This window comes from Chitinophaga sancti (genome assembly GCF_034087045.1).
Classification (GTDB): domain Bacteria; phylum Bacteroidota; class Bacteroidia; order Chitinophagales; family Chitinophagaceae; genus Chitinophaga; species Chitinophaga sancti_B.
On record NZ_CP139247.1, the window covers coordinates 1036770 to 1057328 of the forward strand.

16 protein-coding genes and 1 tRNA gene are annotated in these 20559 nt (G+C 43.0%); 6 read left to right on the forward strand and 11 right to left on the reverse strand.

Features of this window, described 5'->3' with window-relative positions:
* Positions 1-302: 302 nt before the first annotated feature.
* The 5 genes from SIO70_RS04240 to SIO70_RS04260 all read right to left on the reverse strand — a co-directional run bounded on the left by SIO70_RS04240 (position 303) and on the right by SIO70_RS04260 (position 10419).
* The gene (locus tag SIO70_RS04240) at positions 303-2753 is read right to left on the reverse strand and encodes a TIM-barrel domain-containing protein (RefSeq protein ID WP_320579720.1); all 2451 of its coding nucleotides are present in this window, start codon (positions 2751-2753) and stop codon (positions 303-305) included.
* 57 nt (positions 2754-2810) lie between these two features.
* The gene (locus SIO70_RS04245; RefSeq protein ID WP_320579722.1) at positions 2811-4355 is read right to left on the reverse strand and encodes a RagB/SusD family nutrient uptake outer membrane protein; all 1545 of its coding nucleotides are present in this window, start codon (positions 4353-4355) and stop codon (positions 2811-2813) included.
* Positions 4356-4378: 23 nt separating this feature from the next.
* Positions 4379-7333, reverse strand: a complete 2955-nt coding sequence (locus SIO70_RS04250) for a SusC/RagA family TonB-linked outer membrane protein (protein WP_320579724.1) — start codon at positions 7331-7333, stop codon at positions 4379-4381.
* Between the two features lie 381 nt (positions 7334-7714).
* The gene (locus SIO70_RS04255; protein ID WP_320579726.1) at positions 7715-9319 is read right to left on the reverse strand and encodes a DUF6377 domain-containing protein; all 1605 of its coding nucleotides are present in this window, start codon (positions 9317-9319) and stop codon (positions 7715-7717) included.
* A gap of 59 nt (positions 9320-9378) precedes the next feature.
* Positions 9379-10419 (reverse strand): WYL domain-containing protein, encoded by a 1041-nt coding sequence (locus SIO70_RS04260; protein WP_320579727.1) that lies wholly within the window; start codon positions 10417-10419, stop codon positions 9379-9381.
* Positions 10420-10712: 293 nt separating this feature from the next.
* On the opposite strand from SIO70_RS04260, the gene SIO70_RS04265 reads away from it, so the two are divergent.
* The gene (locus SIO70_RS04265) at positions 10713-11264 is read left to right on the forward strand and encodes a hypothetical protein (protein WP_320579730.1); all 552 of its coding nucleotides are present in this window, start codon (positions 10713-10715) and stop codon (positions 11262-11264) included.
* A 130-nt stretch (positions 11265-11394) separates the two neighbouring features.
* Here SIO70_RS04265 and SIO70_RS04270 read toward each other — a convergent pair whose 3' ends face one another.
* From SIO70_RS04270 to SIO70_RS33365, 3 genes are read right to left on the reverse strand one after another with little or no spacing between them, the layout of a single operon-like run.
* Positions 11395-12108 (reverse strand): phytanoyl-CoA dioxygenase family protein, encoded by a 714-nt coding sequence (locus SIO70_RS04270; RefSeq protein ID WP_320579732.1) that lies wholly within the window; start codon positions 12106-12108, stop codon positions 11395-11397.
* The gene (locus tag SIO70_RS04275) at positions 12108-13163 is read right to left on the reverse strand and encodes a DNA polymerase beta superfamily protein (RefSeq protein WP_320579733.1); all 1056 of its coding nucleotides are present in this window, start codon (positions 13161-13163) and stop codon (positions 12108-12110) included. Before SIO70_RS04275 ends, SIO70_RS04270 begins: the two co-directional genes overlap by 1 nt.
* Positions 13164-13165: 2 nt before the next feature.
* Complete coding sequence (locus SIO70_RS33365) at positions 13166-13288, reverse strand: DNA polymerase beta superfamily protein (RefSeq protein WP_414017904.1); 123 nt, start codon at positions 13286-13288, stop codon at positions 13166-13168.
* A gap of 325 nt (positions 13289-13613) precedes the next feature.
* Between SIO70_RS33365 and SIO70_RS04280 the strand changes: the two genes are divergently transcribed.
* The 5 genes from SIO70_RS04280 to SIO70_RS04300 all read left to right on the forward strand — a co-directional run bounded on the left by SIO70_RS04280 (position 13614) and on the right by SIO70_RS04300 (position 17409).
* Positions 13614-13817: a hypothetical protein gene (locus tag SIO70_RS04280; protein ID WP_320579735.1), complete on the forward strand. Its 204-nt coding sequence runs from the start codon at positions 13614-13616 to the stop codon at positions 13815-13817.
* A 61-nt stretch (positions 13818-13878) separates the two neighbouring features.
* Positions 13879-13951, forward strand: a tRNA-Ile gene (locus tag SIO70_RS04285).
* Positions 13952-14001: 50 nt separating this feature from the next.
* Positions 14002-14487 carry a ribonuclease H-like YkuK family protein gene (locus tag SIO70_RS04290; RefSeq protein WP_320579737.1) on the forward strand — a complete coding sequence of 162 codons (486 nt, stop codon included), beginning with the start codon at positions 14002-14004 and terminating at the stop codon, positions 14485-14487.
* 495 nt (positions 14488-14982) lie between these two features.
* Positions 14983-16617: a carboxylesterase/lipase family protein gene (locus SIO70_RS04295; protein ID WP_320579739.1), complete on the forward strand. Its 1635-nt coding sequence runs from the start codon at positions 14983-14985 to the stop codon at positions 16615-16617.
* Positions 16618-16659: 42 nt separating this feature from the next.
* Positions 16660-17409 (forward strand): hypothetical protein, encoded by a 750-nt coding sequence (locus SIO70_RS04300; protein WP_320579741.1) that lies wholly within the window; start codon positions 16660-16662, stop codon positions 17407-17409.
* A gap of 1 nt (position 17410) precedes the next feature.
* Here SIO70_RS04300 and SIO70_RS04305 read toward each other — a convergent pair whose 3' ends face one another.
* The 3 genes from SIO70_RS04305 to SIO70_RS04315 form a co-directional block, all read right to left on the reverse strand.
* Positions 17411-18070, reverse strand: coding sequence for a hypothetical protein (locus SIO70_RS04305; RefSeq protein WP_320579742.1), 660 nt, complete (start codon positions 18068-18070; stop codon positions 17411-17413).
* A gap of 644 nt (positions 18071-18714) precedes the next feature.
* Complete coding sequence (locus SIO70_RS04310) at positions 18715-19539, reverse strand: alpha/beta hydrolase (protein WP_320579743.1); 825 nt, start codon at positions 19537-19539, stop codon at positions 18715-18717.
* 302 nt (positions 19540-19841) lie between these two features.
* Positions 19842-20504 carry a CPBP family intramembrane glutamic endopeptidase gene (locus SIO70_RS04315; RefSeq protein WP_320579744.1) on the reverse strand — a complete coding sequence of 221 codons (663 nt, stop codon included), beginning with the start codon at positions 20502-20504 and terminating at the stop codon, positions 19842-19844.
* Positions 20505-20559 lie beyond the last annotated feature (55 nt).

A 20559-nucleotide genomic window follows, 5' to 3' on the forward strand; every position in this document is an offset into this window, starting at 1 on the left:
TGTATATAAATGAATAAGCTGTGTCATCTTTAACATAGGTTGTGGTTAACTATTATCAATTGTACAACTCGAATTTACATCATACTTTTCGGTTTTCCTTACGCCATTTCGTTCATTCCTACATGTTAGTGTTCACCTTGTTCATTCCTAAATAAAAAAATTCATGAAAGAGGGAGTTCACCAACAGCCATGAAAACCATTTCAGAAAAAAAGGCCGGCTGGTTCAAACCAGCCAGCCTGTAATCTTGCCTGGTCCCGGTGGAGGCAACCAATACCTACCCCCAACCGGGTAACAGGCCGCATCAAAATTCCACCACAATCCTATCCGCACTATTTTTTATGCTCAATGCCTGCACCTGGCAAACAGCTGTTGTGGCATAACCACCCTGTGGATCAAAACGGGAAATAGGAGAGAGGAAACTGATGCCGGAAGATTGTATAGGTTGTACCCCACCATTGACTTTCACCTGCTGCAATGAGCCAAACCCATGCAGTATCATTTTGATATTACTAAACTTTGAAGTGTAGCTGCCTGTGGCTTTATCAAGAATCAGCTGGTGATCATAGCGTATTGTTCGCTTGTAATAACCACCATTTTCATAATCATATGTCTGCCCATCATCTTCATAATAAATAATCGCATTGGCGGTATCACCTTTATACACATGCAGGTACAACGTATCATTTGGCCGCTCCGCCGTAGTCTGTACCAGTGATTGCATCGGTATTATACTGCCTGCTTTTACATATACTGGTAGCTCATGCATCCCCAGTTTATTGATCCTTATCTGCCCGCCTGCTATCGGTTCATCAGTATACAGATCATACCAACCACCCGGTGGAAAATAGATTTCTCCATACTGTTGGTTACTTTCAAAAGGTGCGATCATAAATGCATTACCCAACTGAAACTGTTGCTGGAAACGGTTGTCATACACACGCGCATCCTGTGTATAATTGATCGCCAATGAACGCATCACTGGCATACCCGTCTCCATCGCTTCATAAAACACACAATAGATATATGGCAATAACCGGTAGCGCAGATTGATATAATTCCGCGACACCTCCAGCGCTTCTTCTCCAAATGCCCATGGCTCTGCCGATTTAGTATTGACAGCTGTATGATTTCTGAAATAAGGCAGGAAAGCTCCCAGCTGCATCCATCGTGTATAAAGACCAACTCCTGCATTGCCAGTAAAGCCACCGATATCCATTCCCGTAAACGGTACGCCACTTATGCCCAGGCTATTCATGATACGTACCCCTGCCAGCATATGATCATCTTCAGCCCTGTTATCACCGGTCCAGATGGCTGAATAGCGCTGTAAACCCGCATACCCGGCTCTTGTAAGTATGAACGGCCGTTTATTCATTGCCGCCCGCGCGCCTTCATAACTCGCCCTCACCATTTCCAATCCATATACATTATGCGCCTGCCTGTGTGTAGTACCATGGCCATCAAAATCAAACAACACATTATCCGGCATCTTCTGTCCCCAGGTCGCGATCTCATTCATATCATTCCAAAACCCGGCTACCCCTACATCTACATATGACTTCAATTGCTGCTTCCACCAGTTACGTCCTTTCTCACTCGTAAAATCAGAAAAGTGGCACCAGCCAGGCCAAACCTGCCCGGAATACAATTGTCCATCTACATACTTGATGAACACATTTTCCTGCACACCATTTTCGTAAGCTTCATAATCTCTCTCTACTTTAATTCCAGGGTCATTGATAACAGTGAGTTGAAATCCCTGCTGCTTTAGTTTACTGATCATTCCTGCCGGATCAGGAAAACGATTTTTATCCCATGTAAACAGTTTATAAGCATCCATATAATGGATATCCAGTGTAATCCCATCTGCTGGTATTTTCTTCTCTCTCAGTGTCTGTGCAATACGTAACACCTCCTGATCGGGATAATAGCTATATCGGTTCTGCTGATAACCCAGGCTCCACAATGGCGGCATATGTATTCTACCTGTCAACCCTGTATAAGCTTGTATAATACCTGCCACAGAAGGCGCATGAATAAAGTAATAATTCATTTCACCCCCTCTCGCAGCAAAGGATGAAAAACGATTATTACTGGCGCCGAAATTGAAATCCGACTGGTACGTATTATCCAGGAAAATTCCATAATCCAATCCATGATGAATACCTATATAAAAAGGAATAGTGCTGTAAAGCGGATCCTGATCCGTTCTATAACCAAATACATCGGAGTTCCAGTTTGTATAGGCAGTACCTGCTCTATCCAGTGGTCCGTTCTTCTCTCCCAAACCAATAAAGCGCTCTTCAGGCTGCATTTTCCTGTACGCCGTCACAGTATTATCTACCCATGAAGTCGTTAATCCGTTTTCTTCTTCGTTGATGGGCTGACCATCCGGAGTATAAAAAGAAATGGAGAAAGGCCGTTTACTTATACGGGCTTGTATAAGTGTGGTGGTAATGTTGATCTGGTCATTCGTTGCTTTGATAGTCGCTGACCCTGGAGATGGAAGGGCGATAACCGCATAAGAAAAATCATCCCCCAGTGGCTGCCGGTCCATTCTTACCCTGATCACGCTATCATTGTATATACTTATCTGTACATAAGCATTTGTAGTTGTAAGGTTCACCTGGCCTTTTCCAATGCGTACCTGTTTTACATCGCCAGCATTTACGACACCATTCTGGGCAAAGAGCGCCCTGCTGCCTGGTAGCGTTGTCAACACTACCATAGCAATCCAAACTAATCTGTTCATAAGATGACTTTAACAACATCAGCCGACGGCGACAGATCCGTCAGCTGATGTATGTGATTAATAACCTGCGTTCTGAACCAGGTTCTTATTAACCGAAAGGTCGCTGGTGGGAATAGGGAATAATAAATATTTAGGATCGTCTGCAGGTTTCAGCTGCCATGTATCGAGGAATTTACCAAAGCGGATCAGGTCCTCTCTGCGCCAGCCTTCCCAATACAATTCACGCCCTCTTTCGTCAATCAGGTTATCGAGGGTCAATTCTGTAAATAGAGAAGCACCACGTTTTACACGCAGGTCATTCACAACTAACAATCCACCTGCTGCATCGCCAGTGCGGAGCATTGCTTCTGCTTTCATGAGCAATACATCTGCATAACGCAGGAACACATAGTCATTACTCGCGTTATTACTATTCCTGGATTCTTTGGAAGTCAGGTCTGGCGGATATTTCACCACACGGATACCGGACACTTCCAGGGTAGCCTGATCTGTTTCCTGCAATTTCAGTTCTCTTGTAAAGATGAGTGCATGGCCCTTTCTGTCTTGAAGCGCTACACCACCTGCACCATATTGTTGCCCAAGCAGGAAGCCTACTTTCAGACCTGTTACATCTGTCACGCCAGCATAGCTACCACCTCTGCGGGTATCGGTGGCCTCAAACTTATCATAGAAATCTGATATGGTTGTGAAGCCATTCCATCCGCTTGGATCCTGATTATAGTGCAGGGTAGGGGCCCAGCGGCAAAAAGAAGAGTTACCACTTCTGGCAGTACTATAACCAGGTCCATTGCGCTGGGTAAAGATATTTTCTGTACCGATTATATCATTATTGTAAGCGAAATTGGAAAAGAAATTATTGGCCAGGCTATACTTACCTGATGCAATAATCTGATCTGCCAATGTAATCACCTTTTGCATGTCAGCTGCATCAAAGGTGGGTGATTGTCTGTTCAGGAATGCTCCTCTGTTCAGATAAACTTTCATGAGCAATGCCCGTGCAGCATTTTTATTGGCGGTATAAGCCTGTGCACTGTCTGACAGTGCTGGAATAATCGCTTCCAGCTCACTGATGAGAAAGTCTGTTGCTTCGGCTGCCTTCAACACTTTAGGTGCATTCAGCAAGGTATCGCCCGGATTACGGAAAGGTACCTGTCCCCATCCATCAAGGGTCGCAAACATCGAAAATGCACGCAGAAAACGGGCCTCTGCCGCCTGTGCATCGTTGGGCTTGAAGTTCAGCACGTTCGTAGCCAGGAACTGCAACTGAAGAATATTCGTAAATGAATTACTAATGAAGGTATGGTCCGAATTCCAGTTGTGTAGTTTCAATGCCCGCCATACCCCATTATCATCCCAGTCACCACCGCGGGTAGGTGCCACGGCTTCGTCAGCTGTCATCTCACATAAGGCCCAGTAGCTGGATTGGTCCTGAAAAGGCAATTGAAGTCCATCGTAAGCTGTCACCAATAGTGCAGCTACTTTGATCACAGAATCTGCCTGAGACTTGGTTAATGTGGAACCTAATTTTTCATCCAGTTTTGTACAGGACGCCATTCCACCTATTACAAGTACTAGTATTATATATGCTATTTTGGATCGCATGTCAGTAATTTTTGGTCAGTGATTTATAACGAGAAATTGATACCAGCGAGGAAGCTCCTGGCTGTTGGATAAGGTGAGTATTCAATACCCAGAGATGTAACCCCATTTATGTTTTTATCCGTGTTTACTTCAGGGTCAAATCCGGTGTATTTGGTAATGATAAAGAGGTTCTGACCTGTTAAGTAAACAGAAGCGCCCTTGATCACCTTTCCGATATTCCCGATTTTATAACTGAGGGTGACGTTATCCATTTTCATGAAATTGCCTTTTTCCAGGTAACGGCTGGATACCGTGATAGGGTTGGACAATGCCTCTTTAGTTCCCACCAGTTTTGCGGAGATATTCCTGGATCCCAGGTTGCCGATAGGCAATACTGTATTGGCAGTGTTATTATAGATATCGAATCCGAAAGCACCGTGCATATTCGCACCGAGTGTCCAGCTTTTATAATTCACGGAGGTAATGATACCCATCATGGTCTTGGGGTTAGGTTGTCCCAGGAAGTACATGCTGTTACCATTATCCTTGTATATACCCTGGCCATTGTCATCAAAGCCTTCGAACTGTCTCACATAAAAAGAGTTCAATGGCATATTGTTCACCAGGCGCTGAGCATAAGCGTTAGACACACCTTGTCCGCTGATGGAGCCAGTCAGTACCGGAGGGCCATCGTAGTTTCTCAGCTCGTTGGTCAGGAAAGTGGCATTCACCCCCAGATCCCACGTGAAATCTTTGGTCGCCACCACATCGCCACGAATTACGATTTCAAACCCTTTGTTGATCACGTTGGCAGGCAGGTTGATCCAGTAATTGGATGCTGGTGCCGGCTGAATAGCAGGGAAGTTGAAGAGCAGGTTAGTCGTATTCTTATTGAAGTAGTCGACGCTACCATACAATCTGCCGTTGAAGAATGCATAGTCGATACCGGCATTCAGCTGTTTGGAGCTTTCCCATTTCAGATTAGGATTGGCTACATTGCTCAGACTGGCGCCTCCATTGGCGTTGAGGGTATATTGTTCCTGTGCGGCACCGGCAGGGAACTCCTGGTTACCGGTGATACCCCAACCTACACGCAGAGCCAGCTGATTGATGGTCTTATTATCTTTCAGGAAAGACTCATTGGCGATATTCCATTTAGCGGCGAAAGAAGGGAAGTACCCATATTTATTGTTCTCCCCGAACTTGCTGGAACCGTCTGCTCTCAGGGTAGCGGTCAGCAGGTATTTGTCAAAGAAATTCAGGTTGACCCTGCCAAAGTAGGATTGCAGTTCTGACTTCGGATTTCTAAAGGAAGAAATGAATGTATTGGTCTGAGTAGGATTCTGCAGGATATCTACATACTTCAGCTCATCGGTGGTGAAACCTAAACCACCCATACTACGTCCTTTATAGTTAAACTGCTGGCTTTCATAACCTACTACAGCGCTGAGGAACAGGGATTTGGTCACCTGTTTATTATAGTTCAGGGTGTGGGTGAACAATTGGGATGTCAGGGTATTGGTTCCATAATAAGCCTGCCCGTTGTCCTGTACACCAGTGATATTAATAAAGGAAGCAATCTGCGTTTCCCTTTCACCCACCTGGTGGTTGATGCTATACACAAAGCGGTATTCCAGGTCGTTGGTGATTTTGATATAAGGAGAGAGGTTCGCCAGAATGCTGTTCACATTTACCACATCATCATAAGCGGCGGACATTGCCTCTGGGTTAATGGCGGAACCGGCTCCCAATATATTAAAGGAACCATCTGCCTTACGAAGCGCCAGGGTAGGGTTCCATTGCAATGCCTGACCGATGAGGCTACCGGTAAAACCGGCGTCATTTGTAATTGGCGCAATTTGTTCCGTGGTATGTGCAGCCTGAATAGAGTAGTCGATACCTATTCGCTGGTTGTCCAGCAATTTAAACTGGCCATTCAGATTGGCAGTATACTTTTTCAGACCGGTTTTCTTTACAATACCTTGTTGATCCAGCATACCAAAAGAAGCACGGTATACGCCATTATCATTCCCACCGCTGAGACCCACATTCACATTGTGAGTGATACCTGTACGGAGAATGCTGTTCATGGCATCTACATTGCTGCCTTCATCGCCGGAAGTGAGGTTATATTGTTTCAGGGCTGCTCTGTACCCTGCTGCATCCAGTACATCCAGTTTTTTCAGAATACTGCTGGCGCCGGCTGAGTAATTGACATCCAGTTTTGGAGGGCCGGACTGCCCTTTCTTTGTAGTAATGATCACCACGCCATTGGCACCTCTGGCACCATAAATGGCGGTAGCGGATGCATCTTTCAATACATCCATGGATTGGATATCGAAGGAGTTGATAAAATTGAGCGGGTTGGCATCCGGGGTCTGACCTAAACCATTTGCATTCACAGATGGTTTGGCGGTACGACCATCCAGCGGCATACCATCTACCACATATAACGGTTGGTTACCGGTTCTTACGGAGGAGTTACCACGAATTCTTACAGTAGTGGCGCCACCGGGTGCACCACTATTATTCATGACCATGAGGCCGGCTACCTTACCCTGGATCAACTGATCGGGGGCGGTGACGATCCCTTTGTTAAAATCAGCCGACTTGATCGAGACAACGGAACCAGTCAGGTCCTTTTTGCGGGTAGTACCATAACCTACTACCACCACATCAGTGAGGGTAGTGCTGGCAGGTACCAGTGAAATGGAGAATTCGGATTTTCCGGCGATGCTCACTTCCTGGTTTACATAACCGATGAAGGAAATAACAAGCGTGTTCGCATTGGGGGGAACACTTAATTTAAAAGTACCATCTACCGTGGCTGCGGTACCTGTATTAGTACCTTTTACCTGAACGGTAGCACCTGGAACGGGGTTGCCATTTTCGTCTGTTATTTTACCGGTGACGGGCCGGTTCTGTGCGCTTGCTATGCCTGCTACTAGCAGTAATAACGAGCATAATAGCCGCACCTTACAAAACAGGAGATTGGTCATAGATCAGTTTTTATTGGTTTGTGGAATATTGATGCCGTATGGAAAAATGAAATGAATGGAGTGTACGGTCAGGCATGCTGACGTACTTAGGTCCATTAAAAAAATGAGAAAGAATAGTTTCAGTCCGTTACCGGACTGCAATCACAACTTGTTCTTTCATAACTGGAATTTTAAAATGCTGCGCGTCCGGTCACTACAGGTTACAATAAAACTACAACACAGGCTTTGGTTGATGATTCAAAATAAAACGGATTAAACGGGCCGACAATTTATATGGCCCTGATATAGAAAATAAAGCTCAAAACGGGTTTCCTTTCATAACAAATTAGTTAATAGTCAATTACTTACATACGAATTAATAAATTTTATATATAATGGTTATTACAGTGCTTTTATGTCCATTAGCCGCTCTTCAAACTCCTCTTTTGGAATGATTGCCTTGTTCTTGATCTTGGTTTTATAGGTGTAAATCGTGTTAACAGAGTACTCCAGAATCTGGGCAATTTTTACATTGTCATTGATGCCTATCCTTATTAAGGCAAAAATACGAAGATCTGTATTGAGCAGTTCATCTTCTTTTAGTCTGATCTGGTCTTCTTCCTTGAAAAAGGAATTAAATACGGTGACGAAGTTGGGGAAGATGCGGAGGAAAATCCGGTCAAAGTTTCGGAACAACTGTTCCCTTTCCTCTTTGAGGTCTATATTATTTACCAGGTATTTGACCTCGCTATATTTGTTATCCGACAATTTCTGGTCGGCCAGCTTCTTGAACTTCTTGATTTTGTCGAGGTAAGCAGAGTTGATCTGGAAGCAATAACCGATATATTCTTCTTTGATTTTATTCGCCTCCATCAGTTTCTCGTTAATTTCCTGTTGTACGGCATGAGCTGTAGTAATGGCTTGTTGGGCAGATTGCAACTTTTTATACTGCCTGAGTATAATGATAGCAAGCCATACCAGCGCCAGCAGAAGAAGCGTAACGATAGTGGCGTATACGAACAGCATTTTTTTCTGTCCTTCTACCGTATTGATTTTTTCACCCTCGATGATGGGAACAATGGCACTTAGTTGCACTTTTCGGAGACGGGCGCCGTAAAACGAGGCATCGTTGACAGCATATTCTATGTACCGCGAGGCATTCTTTACATCCTGTTCTTTAAAAAGGAGACTCGCCAAAATAAACATGGCAGTAGTTTCCTTGGTACTGGATTTGATATCTGCCATGGCAGCAATAGCCATCATAATGATAGCACTATCCTTTTTGCCGGTACGAATAAAAATGTTTCCCAGAGAAGAAGTGGCAATCGCAGTTTGGTGTACCGTCAGATCTGTATGAGCAACCGCTAAACGATAATAATAGGCCGCACTATCCAAATTACCTGCTTTCTGATACATCAATCCATAATTATAGTCATAACTGAAACTATGGGGTTTAAAAAGTACCAGTGCGGAGTCTATACAGGCACCTCCCAGTTGGGTATAACCGGGTGCAAAATATTGGTCGCTGCTATAATCCGTAAGGTCATAATAATAACGGCTCTTCAATGCGTAGTATTCCGCCCTGGCGCTATCAGGCAATTTATGCACATCAATCACCGCCAGGTAATCGCCGGTTTCCTTAAACATCCCCGACGACAAAAGCACAAATCCCAGTTTAACACCTGCATAATTGATCCGGCTGGAATCTTTCATCTTTTCCGCCAGGGATTTTAGTTGCTGGGCGTATGCAAATGCAGAATCGAATTTAAAAACTTTGAATTGTTCATATAGCTGCTGGCAGATATCAAACTGTTCCCGGAGGGAAAGGGAATGAGTACTGACTAATTCAGCTCTCAGCGCATTGATCTGCCTGAGTTTGTCTGCATCATACACAGCAGCCTGTTCAATAGTATGGTTTAACCGTTCCAGCAAGCTGTCATTTTTGGGAAAGGCGTGGAGCAGCCCATAATGCATGAGCAAAAACAGCGAGATGATCTTACACTTCATTCGTTCAATTTTGTGGAATTGGGTAGGAGAGTATGGTCACTCCTGAGCACTACAGTTTTCTACGAAGCTGCGCTGGCTTCCTTATCTTCCTCATCATAACCGGATATTCCATTTTTAAACTTCCAATATATGCGCTTTCTGAGACCTTCAGGTGCTAACACCCTCATTCCATCTCCATAACCAAGAATTTCTCTTTCAAGTTCCAGGTTCAGCTGTACCTTGATTTTAATAACAATTCCATCCGCTCTTTGCTCAAGAATTTCCTGGGAATGGTGCATGGGTTTAGTAGCAATATAAGGCGCATGTTCCTGGCTAACAAATAGTTTTACATTCTTAGCACTTTTTTCATTGGAAACTGTCACCCCGACTACGTCATGGTAAAACTCTGCAGGTGATATACGGCCATTTTCTACATAGAGCGCTTCCTGACAAAAGCAGATAGATTCAATTCTGTCCAGGGCCAGGTTCTGAATTTGTGCAGTTTTGTTTTTCACCCCTACAGCAAACCACCTGTTTTTAAACTCCTTTAGCCACCATACATGGAATTCGAAGGTACTTTCTGCTCTGGCCTTGAACGACTGGTAAGTAATGGTGACCGCTTTTTGCTGAATGATGGATTGATATATAATCTCCAGGTGTTCCAGTCCTTTCAGTCTTTCATTTTTTTCAAAGTCGATCACTGATTCAGTCTGGTTCGCAGCGGAGTACACGTGGTCTTCCAGTTTCTGTACCACTTCATTCAGATTTGTGAAATGAGAGAAGCCTTTAAACTGTTTCAGGATTTCCACTGCTTCATTCATTCTGCCCAGATCCTGTTCGCTCAGTGGAATATTTGTGATGCTATAGTCAGCATCTTCGTATGTATAATACTTCTTACTGACTACAATGATCGGTGCATTATATCCCAGTTTGTCACTACGCATAGTTTGAATATCCGCCTGCACGGAGCGACGGCTGATGCCCTTGTCAATACCTTCATAATCGTACAGTGCATCGGATACTGCGTCAATCAGGTCTTCCAGGGTCCACTTCCTGCGGCGGTTTCTTAAGCAGGCGTCAATGGTTTTATATCGGATTAAAGCATTCTTATTAGCAGGCATTTCCGGGACAATTTTTCAAAAAGTAGGAAAAAAATTTAATTGCGCAAAAAAACTGCGCAGTAGCCATAGACATTTGTATTGTCGATTTAACAATAACGACAATACGAACTTTTACGGCTTTTCGTCCATTAGGACATTTTTACAATTTGTGTCTTTTAGTTTAGGAGTGGCTTTTTTAAGCCGCTCTGACCTAACCCCAAACAATACTAATAATCAACAACTTACATCTCTAAAAAACAAAACCCCTGTTTTCAGGGATTCTCAGGGATCGTAAACCGCACTACTTTTACATCATGATCAGGTACGGCAGTATAGCACTAGTAATCTTGGCCCTGGCTATTGGAGGCTATGTTTTACTTGCCTACAAATTCGACACAATCATAGTATATGACAGGGAAGCCGCATACACCACAGTTGGTAGACATCTGTCAGTACAGCCGGAATTCATGATCAATGCCAACCAGGAAGTGCGGGTGAATATTAATTTTGAAGATGTACACGAATCCGCCTTGCTGAAAAACCTGGAAGTAAGTCTTACACCAGCGGGAGACACATCTAAAACCATCCCGCTACTTTCTGTCACAGTCAGCGACTGTAATCCTGGAAAAGGAGCTACTACATTCACTGAGCTTTCAGAAAATTGTAAACTGCTACAACCTGGGTATTCAACTCCAACCAAATCTTTCACATTCGCCTTTGATGCGAATACCGTGCGCCGGAATGCTTATCTCGTCAGAATACGGGGTAACATTAATACTGATGGCAGCAACGCTGCGACTCCTTTTGCAAAGGAGATCAGTATCGAGAAGGAAACAGTGCTGCGGGAAAGAAGTTGGTTATTTTAAATGCGAACGATTCCTATGCCTAATAAAAACCCGATTTTGAGATTATTCCAATCTATCCTATGACAACTACGCAGGTATTCTCTACTTTTCCTTCAAATCTGATCGGCGCCCTGACCTGCCAGGTCGCCGATCAGCCTGTTAGGTTCTCTCTTTCTGACCAGCGCAAAGGCAGCGGTAACTCCAGGCTGCTGAACTCAATATGAATAACCCGGCGGGGATGCTGATTGGTAGTACGGCTGGAAGCATGTAATAGCAATGGCCGCATAATCATCAAGCCCCCCTTCTGTACTACACACGTTTCCTCCATTTCTTTTTCCCAGTCAATTGTTTCCGGTCTGTAGATTCCTTTCAGATGAGAACCCGGTACCACCCTCAATGCACCATTGTGTTCATCTGTATCATCCAGATGAATCCTTATAGTGAAGTTGTTTTCCAGTATAGACAATGGTGGTTGCACAGCAAATTGCTCCTGCTTCACCGTCCATGGGCCATAACCTTCTACGGCAACCTTTTCTTTTACAGAAATAGTCAGGTCCTGGTGATATGAAACAAACCAGTTCGAACCTCCCGGTTTGTCGAAGTAAATTGACTTTACTATATGGTAGCCTTTCCCAAAGAACGTATCAATTACCCGCTGCAATGCCGGAATGAACACCAGCGGCAGGGTAGAGGGTATTTCTTTGAAAAATTGCCTGATGGCAAAGAGATCTTTCGTACGTCGAAAAGTATCTTTTACACTATCTGCACCCTCTATACATGCAATCAATGCAGCTACAGCAGCAGTGTCAAATACGTCATTAATAACGGTAAACCCTTTCTTTGCAATAGCTGTTTGATGATCCATTATTGATAAAATTGTGTTCTGATGGTGATCAATAGTTCATTGGTCTTTGCTTCATCCGGCATTTCCGGCAGGTCAGACTGCTGGTAAAGTTGTTCTATCCGGTCCAGCTTTTCATCCACCATATTCAGGAGATCGTTGTACTCAAAACCGCCACTTTTTATTTTCAGGAGGAACTCCCTGTCCGGTCTTTCTACAATGACCTTTTTATGTACAGCAATTTCCTCCGCCATATTCAGCAGGCGAAAAGTATGCATCATATTTTTCGCATCGTAGTTCTTACCATGCGAAAGGGTATTCTGGAAACGCACATCGTTTCTGTTCTCTACCCATTCCAGGTATTCCTTGTATTCACGGCAGTAAACGGAGTAACCATCTTTATTGAACTGCATCACGGCAACAGGGGAGAGGTGCTTCGGAATGCTGCTCAGACGAACGTCATTGGCATCTTCGCCGGATATAATCCCTTTTAATGAACCGTCTTGCTGGTGATATACTAAGTATACATCTCTGAAATGTGGTACACTTGTCAATCCGCAATCTTCCTGTTTAAAGTGATATTTTTCTAACCAGGTAGCGAGTGGAATACTCCCATTTTCGTCAATAACATAACAGAATTCTGGTACACCCTTTCTTATTTTTTCTGCAGGACGGTTGATCATTTTATTCAGTCCTTTCGCTTTTTTTATCTGCGACGCAGCGTAACCAGCAAAAGTATCCTTACATAATTTCGAAAGAAAATCCGCCGGTTTAATCAGTTTCATCAGCCGATGTCTGAACAGCACACAGCTTTCCGGTGTACCCAGTAATTCCAGGATATTGGGATTATTCTTTTGTAACAGTTCCAGGAATCTTCCTATTTCAAAATATACTTCGTCGTTCGTTGCATTAGATACCTGTGGCGTATAAGTAAATCCATACAGCTCCTGCTGAGGTAATACATAAATTCCTTTCAGGTCAGTATCTGAAGTGGCAGAATGCAATTGTTGGGAGCGACTGCCGCTGATTGCCTTCAACAACAGATGTTGAGGCTCATTCATTAATTGCTCAAAGATCATAGTTACGAATGTATTTTCTGAATAGCAAATCCCCATGCTCTACTACCTGACTCACAGGCATATATGATTTTTACGCCCTGACTTTTTTCAATCATTGACAGTTGTTCTGCGATGATTATTCTCATTTTTATTCTGCTATTTTAAGGTCAACAACATTTAAATTTTCTGTTAATTAGCTACAGGAAAGCAATTCAAGCTAAAAAAAACTTTTGAAATATTTGTGTAGAATGAAAAATTTATTTCATCTTTGCATCGACAAAATTATTTAAACACATTCACATATGCAGTACCTCGTATTAAAAAATATAGACACAGTCGGTCTGGAGATCGGCACCGTCCGCGGGGAGTGTTATGTCATGAAATAGTACAATCAACTAATTCAATATAACAAGAGCCCTGCAAGAAATTGCGGGGCTTTTTTCATTTATAGACCGACAAAAATTAATGCGCATGCAAATGCAGTTGATATCCATACAATTCTTTATGCTAGCCGATCTACAAAGATCAGGCTTATGGGAAGCGTGTGCACAAATATCAACAGTTGGAAAAAGTGGAAGTATTGGATTTGATACGCCTGTTGGTGATGATCATAAAAAAAATGATAGCGAGCGCGAGCCGGAAATATATCAACGACCTAGTTATATCTGGACATAATTAACAATTATGTGCTCAGTTAAAAAAACCCGGTCGTTACCAAACGGCCGGGTTTTTTTATTGGCCTGTAGCGCAATGGTTAGCGCGGTTGCCTTATACGCAAACGGTTACTGGTTCAAGTCCAGTCAGGCCAACTAACAAGAATGTAAAAAAGAAAAAACGCAAAAACTAACATGACTTAGCCATGGAAACTGTAAGAAGCTGGAGAAGGCTCAATGGTATGAAAATTACAAGCCCCATCGAAGATGAAATTGAGAAAGTACTGTCTGCCGAAAATGGCGCCGGCAATGCACTGAAAGTGTGCATAGGTACAGATAGTCAGAAGAAGGGAAAGGTCGTGGAATTCGCCACCGTGATCGTTTTCCTGAGGAAAGGTAAAGGAGGATTCATGTATATACTGCATGATACTTCTACCCGCAGGATGAGTATAAAGGAAAGGATGCTCGCAGAAGTAGGCAAGAGTATAGAAGTTGCTTATTCACTGTGTCACCTCTTTACTAAATACAATGTAGATATGGAAGTACACGCTGACATCAATACGAATCCAGCTTTTAAAAGTAACGATGCGCTGAAAGAAGCGATGGGTTATATCACAGGAATGGGATTCACCTTCCGGGCTAAACCTTATGCTTTTGCAAGTACAAGTTGTGCGAATAAAATTGTTCATTAATCAAATCAATATAATGATCTACCTAACTAACTTTATTTATGTAGACCTGAGTTTCGCTGGGAACGAAACAGTTGATAAAATTACTGCCAGGACCGGATCTGACCCCAGATCAACTGATGGATCCAAGCTGGCGCCAACAAGCATGCACTGGGGTGCAAGTCTTGTTGATAACGGTGGAGTACCAATGCCTTCTGGGTATAGGACTCTACCTATCCCCAAGTGGTCTGGATAGTAATTTATCGGGCAAGTAATTTCACTTCACCTTTAAAATAAGATTTACTTATATGGTGTATGGCCTGAATGCTGGTACCAATATCCTGTAAGATATTGGGCCAGTATTCAGGGCCTTTGCCAAAAAATTTATACTGCTGCCAATACAAGCTATTGGAGCAGGATTTTTTTTATCTCACAAAAAGCATATACGCCGGCAAGAAATTTTCATACAATCGCGTTCATTAATTGCGTACATTAAATCTACATTATAACCCGAGCAATATGAAAAGAGTTCTTTTGACACTAGGCGTACTGGTACAATTGGCCTCTCTGAATTCATTTAGTCAGATAAAAGATCAGATCACCATTCACAATGGTATCGTTCAGGGAGTACGGGAACCGGGATCATCTATTTTAATCTTCAAAGGCATCCCTTATGCCCAGCCACCTGTCGGCCCTCTCAGATGGAAAGAGCCACAACCCGCTAAAAACTGGAAAGGCATCCGCAAAGCAGACCACTTTGGTCACAATGCGATGCAGAAAAACATCTTTGGCGATATGTCTTTCCGCTCGTCAGGCATGAGCGAAGACTGCCTCTACCTCAATGTATGGACACCGACCAAAACAGGTAAGGAAAAACTACCTGTATTAGTCTATTTCTACGGTGGTGGCCTAGCTGCCGGCGATGGATCAGAACCACGTTACGATGGCGCCAGCATGGCGAAAAAAGGAATTGTAGCCATTACCGTCAATTACCGCCTCGGTATCTTTGGCTTCTTCTCACATCCTGACCTGACACAGGAATCCCCTCACCACTCTTCCGGCAACTACGGCTACCTCGATCAGCATGCCGCCCTGGAATGGGTACGTGACAATGTCGCTGCCTTTGGTGGCGATCCAAATAAAGTGACCATTGCAGGCGAATCAGCAGGTTCCATCTCCGTATCCGTACACATGGCCTCTCCGCTCTCCAAAGGGCTTATAGCAGGCGCAATAGGGGAGAGCGGCGCTGCCATCAACCCAACATTGTATCCTGTACCACTGGCAGAAGCAGAAGCACATGGTACCTCATTCGCAGAAAAGATGAATGCCAACAATCTGGATGAACTCAGAGCTATTCCCGCAGAGAAACTGCTGGATTCTGTATTCTCCGTGGCCACACCTTACTCCTCCGCTACCATCGATGGCTACTTCATTCCCCGCTCACTACCTGAAATCTTTGAAGCAGGCGAGCAGGCACAGGTTCCCCTGCTGGTAGGATGGAACTCCGCAGAAGTACCTTTCCAGGCGATTATGAGGGCAGAAGCGCCTTCGCCAGAGAACTATAAAAAGGTAGTCAGCCAAACATTCGGAGATAAAGCTTCCGGCATCCTGGAGCTATATCCTGCCAATAGCGAGGAAGAAACCATCCGCTCTGCTACCGCATTGGCCAGCGATCGCTTTATCGTATACAGCACCTGGAAATGGGCAGATCTGCACGTCAAAACCAGCGGTCAGCCCGTATACCGGTATGTATTTTCACGCATCCGCCCGGCTATGACACCTAAGATGGGTAACGCCACCCCTGGCCTGGCTGGAGGCGTAAAAAAAGGAGACAACTCCAAACCAACGCCACCTAAATACCCTTCCGTAGGTGCATCGCATGCTTCTGAAATCGAATATGCCCTGGGCAATCTTTACAGCAATAAAGTATATTCCTGGACGGCTGATGACTACAAAGTATCTGCTACCATGCTGGATTACTTCGCCAATTTCATCAAAACCGGCAATCCCAATGGCAATGGCTTACCACAATGGGAACCCATCACCAAAGACAGTAAGCGCATCAACTACATGGATATCAACGTGAAGAGTGAACAGAAAGAAGAAACAGACAGAGAAAGATATCTTTACCTCGATAAGCTCTATATGAAATAAAAAAATCCCGGTTACATGTAACCGGGATTTTATCTTCGCGCCATGAAATTCCTCTACCTACTGCCTTTTTTGGGAATCCTCATAGCCTGCGGACACACTTCCAGCCCTCCGGAAGAAGTGTTTGCTTTCGATTATGAACTGCTGGAAAACCTATACCATCAGAGTGATTCCGTCATTGTACATGGCGATACGGTAGAGACGATCAGCTATTCTTTGGATACAACCGTCATCCAAACAGGCATTTTCGCCTATATGCAGCATGATTTCGAAATCTTTGCGCCTCCGAAGCTGATTATACTCACAAGGAGGGCCCAGGCATTAAAAAAACAGGGAAAAGACGCCACGGATGCGTTTAGGGAAATAGCAGCCGACTATCCGGCAGAACTGGAAGAACGGCTCTATGAAACCTCAGACATGAACGATTATTGCCAGATTTCAGTCAATACCGCCATGCTGGGCGCTTATGCCAATGAGCAACTCAAGGACATCGATTCTGCTATCAATATATTAAAGCCACAATTGGATAATGTGGAATCCTGGAGCTCGAGAATCCATGAAATGTATATCAGGCTATGTGTGGAGCGGTATGGTAAGGAAAAGGTGATCCAGGAGCTGGAAAACTGTAAAGCAACACTGGAGCATACAGATACTCAACCTGAAATTGCCGAATGGGCGGTGACGGTATTCGGGGCAAGAATAGGAGATACTGGGATGAATGGCATGACGCCCGAAGAAGCAGAAGCATCTATCGATGAAATAGTGATCAATGATATCTGTAAACTGGTTAACTAAATTAAGCATCTTCAAACATCGTTCCTTTCAACCAATATCCATAACCATCTATCGCCATCCACAATTCTTTCTTTAAACGCAGGAATTCCGTAGTATCGATCTCACCATTCAAACGCCTTTCTTCAAGTGCCTCCATATCCAGTTTCTTTTGTTTGCGTTTTTGGGCATATCCAAATAACTCTGCATCCTTTTTTCTTTTTTCAATATACCTCTCAGTTTGCAAATAGTGATTGGGCTGGTCGGTAACCCTTTCCAGTGTATATCCGCCCCTTTCAATACCGATAAATGTCCGGTATTGCAAAGTAGGTTGTTGCCGCACGAACATTTCGAATCCATCACTGATAAAAGATATATCTCCATTACGCGTAACGATCGTCCAATTGTGCCCGGACCTTTCAATATAATCAATCTGAAATCCATCACTTCTTACCACATCCATATCGAATCTTAATTCCCTGATTTGTTTAAATACAAACGTACAGGGAGCTATCCAGAAAGTAAACCAGAATCCTTTTACTGCTGGTTCATTAGATTTAAAAATGTAATCTATATCAAGTTCCAGATCTCCCGTCATGGCCATCTCATATATGGTCACGTCATGCCAGTTCATATTATCAAAATCTGCCTCAGTCCAGATTGGCTTTTCTAAAATATATTCCATGCTGTATATTACATAAAAATTAACCCTTTGATAAAAAAATTACTTGCCCGTCCTTATCACCTGTTTTTGCTGATAGCTGTCGTTTTGTTCGTCTTATCCTTCTTTCATTTCAAAAACTCAGTAGATTTTCATGTACATGATACCTATTATGTCATGAATGTTTCTTCTATTTACTGGGGACTATCGCTATTCTTTTGGCTTTTCTGGATGATCTATCACTTCAGCTATTGGTTATTATACAGCAATAAACTTATTTGGTGGCATCTGATGGGAATTATAATTTCCAATGCTGCAATTATTCTTTATGGTCGATATCAAATATCCAGCATTAGGCATTATTATCAATACTCCAACTTTGAAGAGGTTAACACCTATCTGCAGATAGGACGAATCATCGCGGTAACCATTATCGCTATTCAATTTCTTTATCCCATCAACCTACTACTGGGGCTAATAAAACGTTTCAAAAAGAGGTAATCCTATACTATTTCTATACTCATTCTATACTTGTTCTATACTTGTTCTATACTCATTCTATACTCATTCTATACTGCTAAAAGCTCGCTACAATACTCCTTCTATACTCAAAATAGAAAAAGGCAACCATCTCTGATTGCCTTTTTCTATTGGACTTGATTCTTCTACTATCCCTTGATAAATTCTAACAGATCCTTATTAATAGTCTCCGCTTCAGTCGTTGGCATACCATGCGGGAAACCCGGATAAGTAATCAGCTTACCATTCTTCAGCAACTTAACCGCCTTTAAAGCAGTGATCTGATAAGGTACAATCTGATCATCTTCCCCATGCATTACCAGCACAGGCACCTCTACACTTTTCAGATCTTCTGTAAAATCAGTTTCTGAAAAAGCCTTGATACAGTCATAATGAGCCTTGATACCACCCATCATACCCTGACGCCACCAATTATCTTTCACACCCTGCTTTACATTTGCACCTTCACGGTTGTAACCAAAGAACGGAGTCGGGAAATCATGAAAATACTGTGCTCTGTTAGTACCAGTACCTACACGAATTTCATCGAATACAGACAATGGAACACCATCAGGATTGCTCTCTGTCTTCACCATAATAGGCGTTACAGCACTGATCAGTACCGCCTTTGCCACACGACCGTTTCCACCATGTTTAGCTACATAGCGGATCACTTCACCACCACCGGTAGAGTGACCAATGTGAATTGCATTTTTCAGATCCAGTGCCTTGGTCAGTTCTGCCACATCTTCTACATAAGTATCCATTTCATTGCCGGTAGCTGTCTGTGTAGAACGGCCATGCCCTCTGCGGTCATGTGCAATGACTCTGTAACCTTGTTCAACGAAGAACATCATTTGTAAATCCCAGTCATCAGAAGATAAAGGCCAACCATGATGAAATACAATTGGCTGTCCGGTACCCCAATCTTTGTAATAAATCTCTGTACCGTCTTTAACTATAATCTTACTCATATTGCAGTTTTGTTTAGCTTTTTTGTGATAACTAAAGTTACTTCGAAATTAGATTGGGAAATGCCCAAGTAACATGCCATATTATCGGTTTTCTTGTCCGATTCATGGCTTATTGTAAGAAGCCTTAGAACACCCGTTGCTACAAAGAATAATATGATCATAAATGATAATAGGCAAGGCTAAATATTTTCGGCTCCTGTTTGCGCTTTAAACAAACAATGCAAAGCGGAATAACAAATCTTTAGAACAATAATATTACAGTACTTTCACAAGTATATTCAAAACGGGGTTCAGGGAACAAATTATAGCTTAACCTTTTTGTAGAATTTTTTCAAATACCATGCAGTAAAAAGTGGCAATGCAAAGAGTTGTAATAAGAACACCAGCAGTGATGAAATTCCTGTTAATCCTGCGCTACTGGCTTTGATGAATAACTGCTTTCCCAATGGTCCTGCTGAAAAAATAAGAATATTGATCAGGTTCCATCCTAGGTGTAATCCTATGGGTAAATACATGGTCTGTGTATTTGCAAAAGCATACGCCAGCGTTAAACCGATTATACCGGTAATCACCAACACCAATAAAGCCATACCCGGATTACCATATACTTCATAAGAAAAGATGTGATAGATGCCAAAGCATAATGCAGATAATATACATGCCCTGGTGATGCCTAATTTCCTGATAGCAATATAAAGCAAAGCACCTCTGAATGCCAGCTCTTCGAATAATACTGATTTCAATACCCACCATATAACATTTATTGAAATCATTTTATGAAGCCTCCAATGAATGGTAGTGAGCAAATGATACACCGTACAGCAAATAGCCGCTCCCAGCAAACCATACCCCAGATCCCGCATTCTTTTGGGTTGAATACCGATACCCAAAGCTGTGAGATGCTTCTTTTCAAAAAACCAGAGTAATAACCATGAAATGATCAGCTCGACTATAATACCAGCCATGTATACGTTTAATTTTTAAACCTAAAATTATTATGTTGCTTTGTGAATTATTTAT